Raw genomic sequence first — 14,836 nt, 5'->3', positions numbered from 1 at the left:
CTCAATCCAATTGAACGTCTTTGGGCGGTCTTGCACCATTATGTCACCCACAATCGCTACTACCGAAGTCAGAAGCAATTCGCCGACGCCATCCTTGCATTCATGCGTGAGACCATCCCGCAGGAATGGAAGAAATTCCGCGACAAGGTGTCAGATAACTTCCGCGTCATAACACACGAGAACTTTCGGGTTTTGGAGTAGAAGAAGTATAAAGCAAATCTTTACGCGTGAAAATAGTGGGCCGTGGCGCGGCGGGTGTGTTGCGGGTGTCGCCTAGCGCTGCACCTGTTGCAACACGGCGCAGGGTGGCAGGTCTGTGCCCTGCCATGTGATCGTCTGTGACCCGTGGTTGAACCAGAAGCGAGTGCGCCCGTCCGACCGTGTGCGCAGCGCCGGCGGCAGGTCCATGGTCGCAAGCCCTTGCGCGTGGCAAAGATCGCGCAATACTGCAAAGAGCGTGTCATCATCCGGCCACCCGGCCAGATAGTGCAGCCCGTCTGCGCGCACCATGGCCGGTTGGCCATTGGCACGGGCCAGAACGACCTCTGCACGCGTGTCCAGATCTTCGGCCCAATGCACGAAATGGCCCCCGCTTTCCAGGCCCACAGTGCTGCCCGGCGGCAAGCTCTCAACCCGCGCAACGCGGCAGTCCAGCCCCGGCAACGACGGCCCCAGATCAGACGGAATGCTGAAATCTGGCAGGCGCGAATTGGCGCGCGGGCCGAAGACAACCGCGCCCTGACAGCTAGGCAAGGCCGCGCGCAGGCTGTCGGACAAGGTAAACAAACCCGGTGCCAACACCACGCGCCAGCGCGACAGATCGGCGGTGTCGGGGGCGATGATGTCAATGTTCAGCCCCAGCCGACGCAAAGCCCGATACCACGCAAAGCACAGGCGGACATAGTCGAAATCCGCGCCTTGGGGCTGCGTGTCCCATGCCCATGCGCTGGCATAATCGAACACCAGTGCCACATCGGCGGGCGCGGCCTGCGCTTGTGGGGAGTCGGCCAGTTCGCGGGCGACGGCCTCTGCCTCTGCCAACCCCGGCGCGGGCGCGCTGTCGGGCCGCAGCAATCCCGCATGCATCTGTTCCTGCCCGAAGGGCGCTTGCCGCCAGCGGAAATAGCACACGGTTTCCGCGCCATGGGCGAACGCCTCCCACGTCCACAGGCGGACCATGCCGGGCAAGGGTGCCGGGTTGTAAGGGGCCCAGTTCACCGGCCCCGGCTGTTGTTCCATAACCCACCAGCGCCCGCGCCCGACGGCGCGATACAGATCATGATGAAACGCCTGAAAATCGGGATCGCCCTGGCGCAGGAACGCGGCCTTGTGGTCGTCTGACGCCTCCAGCCGGTCCGACAAAAACCCAATCGGGTAGCTGTCCCATGACGCGATATCCAGATCGGCGGCGACCGCGTAATGGTCAAACCCGGTCTCGCGTCCCATGTAATTATGCGCGATGGGCGCGGAAGTGTGGCGGCGCAGGATATCCACCTGCGCTCGGTTGAACGCCACCACCTGATCGGACGCAAAGCGCCGGAAATCCATGACATGCGCCGGGTTGGGTTCGGTTACGGTCAGGTTGGGCAGGTCAATCTCGTCAAAACCTGCATACTCCATCGACCAGAACACATTCCCCCAAGCGCGGTTCAGCGCATCAAGGCTTTGGTAGCGCTGCGCAAGCCAGTCGCGAAAGGCCATGCGCGCCGCGTCGGAATAGCTAAGGATCGTATCGTGACACCCATATTCATTGTCGGTTTGCCACGCGGCGACATGCGGGTTACGGCCATAGCGCTCGGCGAGCAGCGCGACGATGCGCTTGCACTCTGCCAGATAGCCGCGATGGCTGAAGCAGTAGTGCCGGCGCGACCCGAACTTGCGCGGGCGACCGTCAGCATCGACCGCGAGCATGTCGGGATGGCGGTCCAGCATCCAGCGCGGCGGCGTGGCGGTGGGCGTGCCCAGCACAACCTGTAACCCCGCGTCGCCCAGCACGTCTATAGCGCGGTCCAGCCAGTCGAATTCCAGCTTGCCGGGGTCCGGCTCCAGCCGTGACCACGCGAATTCACCGATCCGCACCCATGTCAGACCGCTGGCCACCATGCGCGCGGCATCGTCATGCCATTGGGCTTCGGGCCAATGTTCGGGATAGTAGCACACGCCAAGGCTGCGTTTCATTGTGGCGGCTCCGTCTGGTTGGTGCGGTCGAAACTGTAGCGGGTGGTGTGGCGATAGGTCTGCGCCGCAAGCAGGGTGGCCGAGGGGAAATCAGGCCGGTTCGGCGCATCCGGCCAGTGCTGCGCTTCCAGCGCGATCCCGGCATGGCGGCGCAGCGCGCGGCCGTCATGGCCGATAGCTCCGGCTTGCGGCAAATGGCTTGCGGTATAGACCTGCAGGCCCGGTTCGGTGGTCGCAACCTGCATCTGCAAACCGGACCGGTCCGAGCGCAGCCACGCCACCGGGCGCAGCACAGCAGGCGCATCCGACAGGCAGAAATTGTGGTCAAGGGCTACGTCTTGCAGCGGGCGCGGGGTTTGAAAATCGAACCCTGTGCCCGCGACAGGCGCACTCCGGCCCGTCGGGATCAGGTCATCATCCACCGGCAAGTAATGCTCAGCGGCAATGCGCAAGCCGTGCTCTGCCAACGACCCGCTGTCATCCAGCACGAAATAGCCGTGATGCGACAGGCTGCACACCGTGTCACGGTCGGTCGTGGCGCTGTGGTCAAAGCTGATCGCAGCATCCGACAGCGCGATGGTCAACACAATGCTCAACCGTCCCGGAAAGCCCATATCACCGTCGGGTAGCGTCAGCGTCAGGGTTGCAGTTTCCGCAGTCGCATCTGCAAGCGTCCAAAGCTGCTCGGCGCACCCCAACTCGCCGCCATGCAGACAATGCCGCCCGCGAAAATTGCACGACAGCCGATGCGTCTGGCCGTTCAAGGTGAACGCGCCGTTGGCAATCCGGTTCGCATAGCGACCCACCGTGGCCCCGAAATAGTGCATTGGCCCCAGATAGGGCGCAAGGGTGCCTGCCCCCAGCACCAAGGGGTGGCTCGCACCCTCCAGCCGCAAATCCTGCACGATGGCCCCAAGCGTCAGCACCTGCGCGCGCATTGCGCCCTTTTGCAGCGTCACCCGATGGACCGTGGGGCCATCGGGCATCTCGCCGAACCGTTCCACATCAGACGCCAAGCCGCACCTGATGCTCTGGCAGGCCTCGGGCGGGCGCAGCTGCGCAAAAGGTCGCGCCATCCAGCTCGTGCGGGTTCTGGCGCCCCTCGCGCGCGGTGGTGCAAAACAGCGTTTGCAGATCGGGCCCGCCAAAGGCGGGGCAGGATGTATGCGGTGCGGGAACCTCGACCGCTTGGATAAACGCTCCGTCAGGGCCATACCCCGCAACCCGTCCTGCGCCCCATTGCGCGACCCAGAACGTACCCGAAGCGTCGTAGACCGCGCCATCGGGGTTCAGGGCCGTGTCGTTCAGGTCCAACCAGCAGGCGGGCGCGCCTTTGGGCCAGCCTTCGGCATCCAACGCCACGCGCATGACACGGCGTGTGGGCGTGTCGGTAAAACACGCGCTTTGCCCGTCAGGCGCAAAGCAGATCGCGTTCGGTATGGTGAGGCCGGGGAACAGGCACCGCAATTCACCACGGTAATACCGCCATATTGCGCCCGCGCCCTTCTCGGCCTGTTTGCTCATGGTGCCAATCCAGAACCCGCCTTGCGGGTCGGCACGCCCGTCATTCGAGCGGGTTACGGGATTGTCCGCTTCCAGCGCACACAGGGTGCGGCCCGTCCCAGCTTCCAGATCAAACAGCATCAACCGTGCATCGGTGGCGATCACCACCTCGGCATGGCCGACCCAGCCCATGGCAGACGGCATTTCATCGAAATCCCAACTCTGCGCCAGCGAATGCAGCTTGCGCCCGGTGATATCGAACCAGAAGAATTCGCCACGCTCGGGGTGCCAGAACGCGCCTTCGCCCAACGCGCAACGAGTGTCATTGACCGGTGTCACGCGCAGGCATCCCACGCCGCGACCGCGTCACGCGCGCGCGCGCCGACATCTGCTGCGGCCATGCCGGGCGCATAAAGCGCGGTTCCAAGGCCAAACCCCGCCGCCCCCGCGCTGCGCCATGTGGCAAAATCCTCTGGCCCGACACCACCCACGGCATAGATGGGCATGTCCGGCGGCAGCACGGCGCGCATGGCGCGCAACCCGTCCACACCCATCTTGAACGCCGGAAACAGCTTCAACCCCGTCGCGCCTGCGCGGATTGCAGTGAACGCCTCTGTCGGGGTAAAAACGCCGGGATAGCTCAGCAGCCCTGCTGCGCGCGCTGCCCTGATCACCTCGGGGTTGCAATCAGGCGACACGGCCAACCGGGCCCCGGTCGCGGCAAGACTGGGCACCTGCCCCGCGTCCAGCACCGTGCCTGCGCCGATCTGGGCGTGCGTGCCGAATTCGGCGACTATGGCGGCAATGCTGTCCAACGGGTCGGGCGAATTCAACGGCACCTCTATCTTGGTGATGCCCGCCTCGATCAGCGCATGGGTGACGCCCAGCGCCTCTGACGGGGTGATTCCGCGCAAAATGGCGATTATCTCGCGCATGTCGCCTCCTTTGTGTGCGCCGCGCGCGCGGCGGCCAGCCCGGCCAATGTCGCGGCCTCTGCGGTATGGGCGGACACGGGAACGGACAAGCCGTCCAGTGCACGCGCATAAAGCGCGGCCAGGTCGCCCGCGCCAAGAACGGCCACACGCTGGCCCAGCCAATAGGGTTTCGCCGCCGCCAGTTCCGCGCCGACCAACAGTCCCGACAGGCGCGCGCGGGCGGTGGCGGGGTCCAGCCCGTCCAGCAACCCTTCGGCGCGCAATGTGAAAAGCCGCGACAGCAAGCGGTCGGGGCGGTCCAACCCTTGCGCCAGTCCGTCGTCAAAGCCCGCGTCGTCCCAGCCGTCCATGCCGTGGCGCAGCACAGATTGACCGGACAAAAGCGCAAAGGTCTCCCCCGTCAGAAAGGTCTGGAAGCTGACCACCTCTCCGGCGCTGACATGCACCCATTTGCTGTGCGTGCCAGGCAGGCAGATCACGCCGTCCCAACCGGGGTTCAGCGCCAGAAAGCCCGCGATCTGCGTTTCCTCGCCGCGCATGACGTCGGCGGGACGGGGCTGTTTCAGCCCCGGCAAAACATAGACTTGCAGGCGCGGATCTGTCTGAGGGGCGGCCACCAATCCGCCGCCCAAAGGCGCGCAGGGCACCGTACGGTAGGGCGCTTCGACCCAGCCCTGACGGCTTCCGAGCATGCCGCAAGCAAAGGCGGGTATGCAGCGCTTCTCGGTCAACCAGTCTTGTACAAGCGCTGTCAGCGCAGGGCCGAACGCGTCCCGGTCAAGCGCGCCTGTGCCCGCGTCACTTGCGACATGCGCGACCGGTCTGCCCCCCACCACCGCCCATGCGCGGAGGTGCGAGCCGCCCCAGTCCAGCGCGATCCAGTCAGGGGTTTGCACCAGACCGCTCATCCCGTCACCACCACGCCACCGTCGATGACCAAGGCTTGCCCCGTCATCGCGCGGCTGCTGTCGGATGCAAGGAACAAAACACCGCCCGCGATGTCGTCGGGCGACAGCGTATCGGGCAGGCATTGGCGCTTCATGTGGTCGGCCAACCCTTCGGGCGTGACCCATTGGTCCAGTTGCTTGGGCGTCATCACCCAACCGGGCGCAAGCGCATTCACGCGAATGCGGTCGCCCCCAAGTTCGCGCGCCAAGCTACGCGTCAGCCCGTTCAAGGCAGAATTGGCCGAGGTGTAAAGCGGATAGCCCGCATTCGCCATCATGTAGCTGATCGACGTGATGTTGATGATTGACCCCCGCCCCATGGCGCGCATCTTGGGCGCCACTGCCTGACAGGCGGTCACATAGCATTTGAAATTGATCGCCAGCGCCCAGTCGAGGAAATCCTCGGTGATATCCTCTAGCTTATGGCGCTGATCATTGGCGGCATTGTTCACCAGCACCGAAACAGGACCATGCGCCTGCGCGGCTTGCTCAATCGCCGCGACGAGCGCCGCGCGGTCGGTGATGTCGCATTGCAGGAATAGCGGTCGATTGCCGGTCTTGTCCGTCATCTCGTCACAAAACGCAGTGGCGTCCGAGCGCTGCACAAAGGCCACGCGCGCGCCTTGGCGCAGGAACGCTTCGGTCAGCCCCGCGCCAATGCCGGACCCGCCGCCGGTGATAAAGACAGACGCGCCGTTCAGGTCGGGATAGGTGGGCAGGGTCATCAATGGCTCTCTCTGGTCACGGGGCGGGTATCCTTGCCGACAAGGAAATCAAGGTCGGCCCCCTTATCGGCTTGCAAAACGTGGTCGACATACAACTTCGCATACCCTCGGGTATAGTGGGCCGGGTCCGGCTGCCAGCTTGCTCGGCGGGTGGCAAGCTCTGCGTCGTCGACCAGCAGCGTCAATTCGCCCCGGCTGGCTGACACGCGAATGCGGTCGCCGGTTTTCACCAGCGCCAGCGGACCGCCCGCCTGCGCCTCTGGCGCGACATGCAGGACCACTGTGCCAAACGCCGTGCCCGACATGCGCGCATCCGAGACGCGGACCATGTCGCGCACACCCTGTTTCACGAGCTTGGCGGGGATGGGCATGTTGCCGACCTCTGGCATGCCCGGATAACCCTTGGGCCCGCAGCCTTTCAGCACCAGAACGGTGTCGGGCGTCACGGGAAGGTCCTCGCGGTCGATTTCGGCTTTTAGCTGCTCAATGGTCTCGAACACATAGGCTAGGCCTTCGTGTTCCAGCAAAGCATCGGTCGCGGCAGAGGGTTTCACGATTGCCCCGTCCGGCGCCAGATTGCCGCGCAGCACACGCAGGCCCGCCGCCGGTTTGACGGGGTTTGAAAGCGGGCGGATCACATCATCGTTGAAAATCTCTGCCCCGTCCGAATAGGCCGAAATATCGCCGCCTAGCACGGTCTGTGCAGGCCGCAAATGCGCGCGGATCTGTGCCAACACGGCAGGTACACCACCCGCATAGGCGAAATCTTCCATCAGGTATTTGCCCGATGGCATGCAGTTGACCAAAAGCGGAATATCGCGGCCCAATTCGATATCGGCCAGCGTCAGGTCCACGCCGACACGGCCCGCAATCGCCAGCAGGTGCACCACGGCGTTGGTGGACCCGCCCACGGCGGCATTGGTCAGGATCGCATTTTCGAAACTCTCGCGGGTCAGGATATCCGATGGCTTCAGGTCTTCCTCGACCATCTCCACAATCCGGCGGCCTGTGTGATGCGCCAGCGCCGTGCGCCGCGCATCAACCGCAGGCAGGGCGGCATTGGTGGGCAGGGACAGCCCCATCGCTTCGACAAGCGATGCCATGGTGGACGCCGTGCCCATGGTCATGCAGACACCCGCAGAACGTGACATGCCGGATTCGGCGGCCATGAAATCTTGCAGCGTCATGTCGCCCGCGCGCACGGCCTCGGAAAACTTCCAGACATCGGTGCCCGACCCGATATCCTTGCCGCGCCATTTGCCGTTCAGCATGGGGCCGGAGCTGACCACGATGCTGGGAATATCGACAGAGGCCGCGCCCATCACCTGACCCGGCGTGGTCTTGTCGCAGCCACCGAGCAGCACAACACCGTCAATGCCATACGCGCGGATGCATTCTTCCACATCCATCGCCAAGAGGTTGCGAAACAGCATGGCGGTGGGCTTCATCTGGGTTTCGCCCAGACTGGTCACGGGAAATTCGACCGGAAAACCGCCCGCTTCCCAGACGCCGCGCTTGACCGCTTCGGCCAGCACCCGCAACCCGCTATTACAGGGCGTCAGTTCCGACCATGTGTTGCAAATGCCAATGATCGGACGGCCATCAAACGCATGATCGGGAAAGCCCTGATTCTTCATCCAGCTTCGATGGATGAAGCCGTCCTTGTCCAATTTGCCATACCAAGCAGCAGAGCGGCGGGGTTTTGTCATATCGAGCGGTGGTCCTTTGGGGCCGGTATTGGATTTTGAGTATTTTTGGCAAGATGAAGATCAGGCCGCGCGCTTCACCCGGCACCAGTCGGGCATCCAGTCGCCATGGGCGGCCAGCAAGTCATCCACCAACGCGCGGATCTGGCGCAGATCCAGCTCTGCGCTTGTGTGCGGATCCAGATAGGCGGCGTGGTAGATGTGGTCGCGGTCCTCATGCAGCAGCGCCTGCACGGTCAAGTCCTGCACGTTCAGATTGGTGCGCATCAGCGCCACCAGATGCGGCGGCAGATCGCTGACGACGGTGGGTTGCAACCCGTTGGCATCGACAAGGGTTGGCACCTCGACCGCAGCGCCTTGGGGTAGTTGCGGGATGAAACCGTCATTGGCCACGTTGCCATAGATGACAGACGGCGTGCCGGTGACGATGCTGTCCATGATCGTGGCGGCGTATTCGTTCGAGGCGGTGTGCTCAATCCGTGGCGCGGATTTCAGCGCGTCTGCTTGCTCGGACCACGCCGCGATCTGTTCCTCGCAGCGTTTGGGGTATTCATCCAGCGGGATGCGGAACTGCTCAACCAAGTCGGGGCGGTGCGACTTGATGAACCACGGAACATATTCGGCGAAATGTTCCGAGGATTCGGTCACGAAATGCCCGAAATGCTGCATCACCTCGTAGCGCACAAGGTTGGGGCAGCGCGGGTTCCAGTGGCTTTCGAGCGGGATGCGGCCTGCGCGGTAGCCGTCGCGCAGCGCCGGATAAAGATCGCGCCAACCCGCGCCATCGCGCGCTTCCAGCGACAGATAGAACGCCATGTGGTTAATGCCTGCCGCGCGGTAGCGTAGGTCGGCCACGTCCAGCCCAAGATCGCGCGCCAGCTCATACGCCGTGCCCTGCACCGAATGGCACAAGCCCACTTGCGCAATATCGGGGTAGCGCGCGGTCAGAGCCCATGTGTTGATGGCCATGGGGTTGACGTAGTTCATCAACAGCGCGTTGGGGCAAAGCTGGCGCATATCCTCGGCCACGGCCCAGATATGCGGCACGGTGCGCAGGCCGCGCATGATACCGCCAATGCCCAGCGTATCGGCAATGGTCTGGCGCAGGCCATAGGCTTTGGGGATCTCAAAATCCGTGACCGTGCAGGGTTTGTAGCCACCGATCTGGAAGGCGAGGATCACGAAATCCGCCCCGTCGAGCGCCGCGCGCCGGTCGGTGGTGGCGGTCACGGTTGCCCCCGCGCCTAGGCTGGCCACCAATTTGCGGGCGACCAGCGCGGATTCGTCCAGTCGCGCGCGGTCGATATCCATCAACGCGATTTGCGCATCTGCCAGCGCGGGGCGCAGCAGTGCATCGCCGATCAGGTTTTTCATGAAGACGGTCGAGCCCGCCCCGATAAACGCGATTTTGGTCATTTGACGGCTCTCCTCACTTCACCGCACCCAATGTCAGGCCCGCGATGAAGTGTTTCTGCATAAGAAAGAACATCATCACCGGCGGCAGAGCGGCGATAATGCTGCCCGCGCTCATCATGTGATAGGCGGCGCGGAACTGGCTGTTGAAGGCGGTGATGCCTGCGGTCACGGGCTGGGTTTCGACCCCTTGGGTCAGTACCACGGCCCAGAAATAATCGTTCCAGATGAAGGTGAAGATCAGCACCGACAGCGCCGCGATGGCCGGCCGCATCAGCGGCAGAACGACATACCAGAAGATGCGGATTTCCGACACGCCTTCGACCCGTGCGGCCTCTATCAGCTCGCGCGGCAGGGCGCGGATGAAATTGCGCATGAAGAGCGTGCAGAACCCGGTCTGGAACGCGATGTGGAACAGGACCAGCCCCAGCCGCGTGTCATACAGGCCAAGGTTGAGGGTCAGTTCGCGGACCGGAACCATCAGGATCTGGAACGGCACGAAATTCCCCGCAACGAACATGAAGAACAGCCAGATATTGCCCTTGAAGCGATATACGCCCAGCGCAAAACCGGTCATGCAAGACAACGCCACAGCGCCGATCACCGTGGGTACGGTGATGAAAACCGAGTTCAGCAGATAGCGCGGCATGGCACTGTCGGTGAAGACGCGGGCATAATTCTCAAACCCTGCGAAACTGGTTGGCCAGCCCCACAGATTGCCTTGGGTGAAATCCGTGTCCGGCTTGATCGAGAACAGCGCAACCATCAACAACGGCAACAGCCACAGGATAAGTGCAATCGGCAAAAGCGCGGTATAGCCCGCTTGCACCGCGGCAGAGCGCTGTTGGACGGGGGTTGGAAACATCTAAAAATCCCCTCTGGCAGGCAGGGCGTCGCGCGCAGCTTTCTTGAGGCCGCCGCGCACAAGGTCATAGGACACGACCAGCCTGTGGTGGGCATCCTCCAGACCGGTTGCATCGAAAGGCAGGCGCACCCAAGAGGCATGGAAATAGGGCGCCCGCTGGGCGAGCCCTGCGTCGATCAGCATACGGGCGGTGTCGATATCGGCGCATTTCACTGAAACGCCGGACGGATCGCCATTGGCGGCGAAACAGGCGAACATCTTGCCCCCGACCTTCCAGCTTGTCAGCTCTGGCGGGCGGGCAAATTCGGCACCGGGAAGCGCGGCGCAGATTTGGTCGATCTGCTCTTGGGTCACGCCCATGCCTTAGCCCTCCCGCTCTTCGCGCCACATGCGCCACAGGAAGAACGCGATATAGACCAGCATGATCAGGAACAACACCACGGCAATCGCCGCGCCATATCCCATGCGGAACCCGTATTCGGACAGCGACACCTCGAACATGTAATAGGCCAGAACGCGGGATGACCCGAACGGCCCGCCATTCGTCATGACGGAAATCATGTCGAAACTGCGCAGCGCGCCGATGACCGTGACCACCACGGCGATGAACGTCGCAGGGCGTAGTTGCGGCAGGATGACATACCACAGCATTTTCAACCCCTTGGCGCCGTCCAGCCGTGCGGCCTCTACCTGGTCTGGGTCCACCGCATTCAGGCCTGTCAGATACAGGATCATGCAATAGGCAATTTGCGGCCAAAGGCCTGCAGCGATAATCCCGTAGGTGACAGTGCTGGGGTTGCCCAGAACGTTCATGGGGCCAAGACCGAACAGGTCAAGAACCGGGTTCAGCAACCCAATAGACGGGTTGTAGAACCACGCGAACACCAAGCCGACGACGACTTGGCTAATCACGAAGGGAAAGAAAAACAAGGACTTATACAGCCGGATACCGCGCACCTGCTGGTTCAGGAACAGCGCGATGAACAGCCCGCCGGGGATGGCCAGAAGATACAGCACCAGCCATTTCACGTTATTCATGAGCGAGGTGTAGAACGCCGCGTCGTCCAGCAACTGGTCGTAATTATCGAGGCCGATATAGCGCGCCTCGCCCAGACCGTCCCAACGATACAGGCTGATCTGGAAGCTCTGGAAGATCGGGATGATCACATAGAGCGCGAAAAAGGCAATGCCGGGGGCCAGAAACAGCCACGGCGCGGCCCGCATCTGGTTGCGGCGCCACCAGCTTGTGCCTTGCGGGTCGGTTTGTGCCGTCATTGCGAACGCCTTCGAAGCTGTAGCGGGGACAAGGGCGGCGCAAAGCCGCCCTTGCAGATGGTTTTATTCGGCGTTCAGGCGCTGGCGCACCTGTTCCAGCCGGTCAAGGATCGCATCCAGATTGTCGGGCAGGACCATGAACTCCTGAAAGCCCTGCATGCCTGCGGACGCCATCTCTGCCGACGCATCGCGGTCGAAGAACTGCGCGATGCCGCCTTCGGCATTCGACAGCAGCTCGAACCCGGCCTGGATGAACTTGTCATCAGGCACGGTGGCGTTGCGGTTCACCGGCAATTGGCCGAGCGTTTCGTTCACGATGCCCTGGTTTTCAGCGCTGGCCATGTAACGCAGAAACGCACGCGCGTTTTCCTTGTTTTCCGCCTGCGCCGGAATGTGCAGCGTATCGGTCGGCGCATCTTCGGCCATCGGAATGCCGGGCGTGATTTCGGGGAACTGGTAGAACCCAAGCTGGTCATCCGTCAGACCGGCTTCGCGCATGGGGGCGACCACGAAATTGCCCATCAGGTAGGCCGCGGCTTCGCCATTGACCATGAAGGGCTGCGCTTCCTGCCAGCTATAGGCGGTGTGGTCGTCGATGAACGCGCCCATATCCAGCAATTCGCGCCAGTTGGCGAAGGTGTCGCGCACGCGCTGGTCGGTCCACGGAATTTCCCCGGCGGTGAGCGCCATGTGGAAATCATAGCCGTTGGTGCGCAGGTTCAGGTAGTCGAACCAGCCGCCCGCGGTCCACAGGAAACGGGTGCCGATGGTGTAACACTTGCGCCCGGAATCGAGGATGACCTGACAGTTGGCTTTTTCCTCTTCCCATGTGGTGGCCGGGGTCAGGCCCAGTTCTTCATAGATGTCCTGACGGTAGTAAATACCCCACTGGTAATAGGTATAGGGAACGCCCCACTGCTTGCCGTCGATGGTCATCGCGGCGCGGGTGGACGCAAGCTCTTCGCCCAACTGGCCGTCCCACAGGTCGGACACATCCTCGAACAGTCCGGCTTCGACATAGGGACGCATACGGTTGCCAGCATACCAGCCGTTTATGTCGGGCGCATTGGCGGTCAGGTAATTGCGAATCTGGGTCTTGTTCGCCTCGCGGTCGATCAAGGTCAGTTCGATGTTCATGTCGGGGTGCATTGCCTGAAAGCGCTCGACAGTGCCTTCGATCGCCGCTTTTGGCGCAGGGTTCTGGTCATCGAAGAAGATGCGCAGATCGCCGCCAAGCTCGGCGCTGGCGGCGCCCGCCAGTAGTGTTGTCATGGCGAGACCGGCGGCCACGCCTTTGAAGATGGACTGCATGTTTTCCTCCCTTGCAGGTTCCAATATGTGAAACTTGTTTTTATATATTGAAAAAGATGGCAGGGCTGGGTAGCCTTTGTCAAGCAGTAGTTGCAAAGGGGGGCGTCAGATGACAGCGACGGCAGGCGACGGCACCGTGGCCAAGGCACTCGACGTGCTGGACCTTGTCGCGGGGTTCGGACACCCGGTGCGGTTTTCCGACCTTCTGGACCACAGCCCCTACCCCAAGGCCACGCTTTACCGCCTGCTGCAAACGCTGGTCGCGCAACGTATGCTCAGCTTCGATGCGGATCGCAGCACATATACAATGGGGCTGCGGCTGGTGCGTCTGGCCCATGCCGCATGGGAGCAAAGCGCGCTGGCCCCCATCGCACGGCCCCATCTGGATGATCTGTCGGCAAAGGTGGGCGAAACCGTCCATCTGGCGCAGATGGACCATGCCCAGGTTCTGTATGTCGACAAGCGCAACGCCCGCGATCCGATCCCGATGTATAGCCAGGCCGGCAAGGTGGGTCCGGCCTATTGCACCGGCGTGGGCAAGGCCATGCTGGCCTATCTGCCCGAAGCGGATTTGCCCGGCATCCTGTCGCAGCAAAGCTGGCATCCGTTTACGGCCAAAACCATCACCAGTGCCGCAGCCATGGCGCAAGATCTGGCCACGACCCGCGCGCGCGGTTTTGCTTTTGACAATGAAGAGCACGAACCCGGCATCATCTGCGTGGCCGTTCCGATCCTGTCATCGGGCGGCGCGGTGCTGGGGGCTTTGTCTGTCACCTCTACCACCGCGCGCACCAACCTGTCCGCGCTGGCCGATCTGGCCCCGCTGATTTCAAGCATTGCCCGCACCATCGGGCAGGAAACCACAGACTGGCGCTTCCCAGAGCAAGCCGTCCAGCCAAACCGCAAAAGGGCCTGAACCATGTCCGGTGTCGCATTATCGAATGTCATCAAGAAATACGGAGAAACGCAGGTCATCCACGGGGTGGAACTGGCGGTCGAACCGGGCGAGTTTTGCGTTTTCGTCGGCCCGTCGGGCTGCGGCAAATCCACCCTTCTGCGCATGATCGCGGGGCTGGAAGAAACCACCGGCGGCCAGATCAGCATTGGCGCGCGCGATGTGACCAAGGCCGACCCCTCGCAGCGCGGCGTCGCAATGGTGTTCCAGACCTACGCGCTGTATCCGCACATGACCGTCGCTGAAAATATGGGGTTCGGGCTGAAGATGAACGGCCACCCCAAGGCAGAGATTACCGAAAAGGTCGGGCGCGCCAGCGACATCCTGCGCCTGAACGAGTATCTGACCCGAAAGCCCAAGGCTTTGTCGGGGGGGCAGCGCCAGCGCGTCGCGATTGGCCGCGCCATCGTGCGCGGGCCAGAGGTGTTTTTGTTCGATGAACCGCTGTCGAACCTCGATGCCGAATTGCGCGTGGAAATGCGGGTCGAGATTGCCCGCCTGCACCGCGAGCTTGGGGCAACGATGATCTACGTCACCCATGACCAGGTCGAAGCGATGACGCTCGCCGACAAGATCGTGGTGCTGCGCGCAGGGCGGGTCGAACAGGTCGGCGCGCCGCTGGACCTGTATCGCGACCCCGATAATCTGTTCGTGGCAGGGTTTATCGGGTCGCCCGCGATGAACCTGCTTCCGGCGACCCGCGTCAAGGATGGCGTAAATGTCCCGGCGCTGGGCGGCATTATCACGGCGGAACAGCTGCCCGGCCATACGCCCGACAAACTGGTGATCGGTCTGCGCCCGCAAGATATTGCCATCACCGAAGGCGACAGCCACACGGTCGAGATGACCGAGGCGCTGGGCGGGGTATCGTTCATTCACTGCGCGGCCCCGGGCCAGCAAAAGCTGGTCATAGAGGCACGCGGCACCCATGTAGAGCGCCCCGGTGCGAAAGTCGGGCTGCGCGCCGACGCGGATGCGCTCTACCTGTTCAATGCCGATAGCGGTCTGCGCATCCGCTAACTC

General features: G+C 62.8%; 14 protein-coding genes and 1 pseudogene. 3 read left to right on the top strand and 12 right to left on the bottom strand.

The features are described from left to right. Positions 1–201, top strand: a pseudogene (locus ROE7235_RS12585) (IS630 family transposase); the annotation flags it as partial. 72 nt (positions 202–273) lie between these two features. Here the strand turns inward: ROE7235_RS12585 and ROE7235_RS12580 are convergent. From ROE7235_RS12580 to ROE7235_RS12525, 12 genes are all read right to left on the bottom strand, one after another. Next, positions 274–2,178, bottom strand: coding sequence for a beta-galactosidase (locus ROE7235_RS12580; protein WP_121095879.1), 1,905 nt, complete (start codon positions 2,176–2,178; stop codon positions 274–276). Beyond that, positions 2,175–3,194: an aldose epimerase family protein gene (locus tag ROE7235_RS12575; protein ID WP_220669566.1), complete on the bottom strand. Its 1,020-nt coding sequence runs from the start codon at positions 3,192–3,194 to the stop codon at positions 2,175–2,177. Before ROE7235_RS12575 ends, ROE7235_RS12580 begins: the two co-directional genes overlap by 4 nt. Further along, positions 3,184–4,020: an SMP-30/gluconolactonase/LRE family protein gene (locus ROE7235_RS12570; protein ID WP_121095883.1), complete on the bottom strand. Its 837-nt coding sequence runs from the start codon at positions 4,018–4,020 to the stop codon at positions 3,184–3,186. Before ROE7235_RS12570 ends, ROE7235_RS12575 begins: the two co-directional genes overlap by 11 nt. Further along, positions 4,017–4,616, bottom strand: coding sequence for a 2-dehydro-3-deoxy-6-phosphogalactonate aldolase (locus ROE7235_RS12565; RefSeq protein ID WP_121095877.1), 600 nt, complete (start codon positions 4,614–4,616; stop codon positions 4,017–4,019). The genes ROE7235_RS12570 and ROE7235_RS12565 overlap by 4 nt, the downstream gene beginning before the upstream one ends. After that, complete coding sequence (locus tag ROE7235_RS12560; RefSeq protein WP_121095876.1) at positions 4,604–5,524, bottom strand: 2-dehydro-3-deoxygalactonokinase; 921 nt, start codon at positions 5,522–5,524, stop codon at positions 4,604–4,606. The genes ROE7235_RS12565 and ROE7235_RS12560 overlap by 13 nt, the downstream gene beginning before the upstream one ends. Beyond that, on the bottom strand, positions 5,521–6,288 hold the full coding sequence (locus ROE7235_RS12555) for an SDR family NAD(P)-dependent oxidoreductase (RefSeq protein ID WP_121095875.1): 768 nt from the start codon (positions 6,286–6,288) through the stop codon (positions 5,521–5,523). The genes ROE7235_RS12560 and ROE7235_RS12555 overlap by 4 nt, the downstream gene beginning before the upstream one ends. Then, positions 6,288–7,997 (bottom strand): IlvD/Edd family dehydratase, encoded by a 1,710-nt coding sequence (locus ROE7235_RS12550; protein WP_121095874.1) that lies wholly within the window; start codon positions 7,995–7,997, stop codon positions 6,288–6,290. Before ROE7235_RS12550 ends, ROE7235_RS12555 begins: the two co-directional genes overlap by 1 nt. 60 nt (positions 7,998–8,057) lie before the next feature. After that, positions 8,058–9,410: an alpha-glucosidase/alpha-galactosidase gene (locus ROE7235_RS12545; RefSeq protein ID WP_121095873.1), complete on the bottom strand. Its 1,353-nt coding sequence runs from the start codon at positions 9,408–9,410 to the stop codon at positions 8,058–8,060. 13 nt (positions 9,411–9,423) lie between these two features. Then, positions 9,424–10,272: a carbohydrate ABC transporter permease gene (locus ROE7235_RS12540; RefSeq protein WP_121095872.1), complete on the bottom strand. Its 849-nt coding sequence runs from the start codon at positions 10,270–10,272 to the stop codon at positions 9,424–9,426. Next, positions 10,273–10,632, bottom strand: coding sequence for an MmcQ/YjbR family DNA-binding protein (locus ROE7235_RS12535; RefSeq protein WP_306418874.1), 360 nt, complete (start codon positions 10,630–10,632; stop codon positions 10,273–10,275). Positions 10,633–10,635: 3 nt separating this feature from the next. Beyond that, entirely contained in the window at positions 10,636–11,547 is a 912-nt protein-coding gene (locus ROE7235_RS12530) for a carbohydrate ABC transporter permease (RefSeq protein ID WP_121095871.1), read from the bottom strand. A gap of 63 nt (positions 11,548–11,610) precedes the next feature. After that, positions 11,611–12,858 (bottom strand): ABC transporter substrate-binding protein, encoded by a 1,248-nt coding sequence (locus ROE7235_RS12525; protein ID WP_121095870.1) that lies wholly within the window; start codon positions 12,856–12,858, stop codon positions 11,611–11,613. Positions 12,859–12,967: 109 nt separating this feature from the next. Here ROE7235_RS12525 and ROE7235_RS12520 point away from each other — a divergent pair, with 109 nt between their 5' ends. After that, positions 12,968–13,774 (top strand): IclR family transcriptional regulator, encoded by an 807-nt coding sequence (locus tag ROE7235_RS12520; RefSeq protein WP_121095869.1) that lies wholly within the window; start codon positions 12,968–12,970, stop codon positions 13,772–13,774. A gap of 3 nt (positions 13,775–13,777) precedes the next feature. Continuing rightward, complete coding sequence (locus ROE7235_RS12515; protein WP_121095868.1) at positions 13,778–14,833, top strand: ABC transporter ATP-binding protein; 1,056 nt, start codon at positions 13,778–13,780, stop codon at positions 14,831–14,833. Positions 14,834–14,836 lie beyond the last annotated feature (3 nt).

Source organism: Roseinatronobacter ekhonensis (assembly GCF_900499075.1).
Classification (GTDB): domain Bacteria; phylum Pseudomonadota; class Alphaproteobacteria; order Rhodobacterales; family Rhodobacteraceae; genus Roseinatronobacter; species Roseinatronobacter ekhonensis.
This window is presented reverse-complemented; position numbering and strand designations above follow the sequence as displayed.

Bases quoted from the DNA above. Each gene is read 5' to 3' on its own strand.
- ROE7235_RS12545 (WP_121095873.1), bottom strand. From the start codon at position 9,410: ATGACCAAAATCGCGTTTATCGGGGCGGGCTCGACCGTCTTCATGAAA.
- ROE7235_RS12520 (WP_121095869.1), top strand. From the start codon at position 12,968: ATGACAGCGACGGCAGGCGACGGCACCGTGGCCAAGGCACTCGACGTG.
- ROE7235_RS12535 (WP_306418874.1), bottom strand. From the start codon at position 10,632: ATGGGCGTGACCCAAGAGCAGATCGACCAAATCTGCGCCGCGCTTCCC.
- ROE7235_RS12540 (WP_121095872.1), bottom strand. From the start codon at position 10,272: ATGTTTCCAACCCCCGTCCAACAGCGCTCTGCCGCGGTGCAAGCGGGC.
- ROE7235_RS12565 (WP_121095877.1), bottom strand. From the start codon at position 4,616: ATGCGCGAGATAATCGCCATTTTGCGCGGAATCACCCCGTCAGAGGCG.
- ROE7235_RS12555 (WP_121095875.1), bottom strand. From the start codon at position 6,288: ATGACCCTGCCCACCTATCCCGACCTGAACGGCGCGTCTGTCTTTATC.
- ROE7235_RS12515 (WP_121095868.1), top strand. From the start codon at position 13,778: ATGTCCGGTGTCGCATTATCGAATGTCATCAAGAAATACGGAGAAACG.
- ROE7235_RS12560 (WP_121095876.1), bottom strand. From the start codon at position 5,524: ATGAGCGGTCTGGTGCAAACCCCTGACTGGATCGCGCTGGACTGGGGC.
- ROE7235_RS12580 (WP_121095879.1), bottom strand. From the start codon at position 2,178: ATGAAACGCAGCCTTGGCGTGTGCTACTATCCCGAACATTGGCCCGAA.
- ROE7235_RS12525 (WP_121095870.1), bottom strand. From the start codon at position 12,858: ATGCAGTCCATCTTCAAAGGCGTGGCCGCCGGTCTCGCCATGACAACA.
- ROE7235_RS12530 (WP_121095871.1), bottom strand. From the start codon at position 11,547: ATGACGGCACAAACCGACCCGCAAGGCACAAGCTGGTGGCGCCGCAAC.
- ROE7235_RS12550 (WP_121095874.1), bottom strand. From the start codon at position 7,997: ATGACAAAACCCCGCCGCTCTGCTGCTTGGTATGGCAAATTGGACAAG.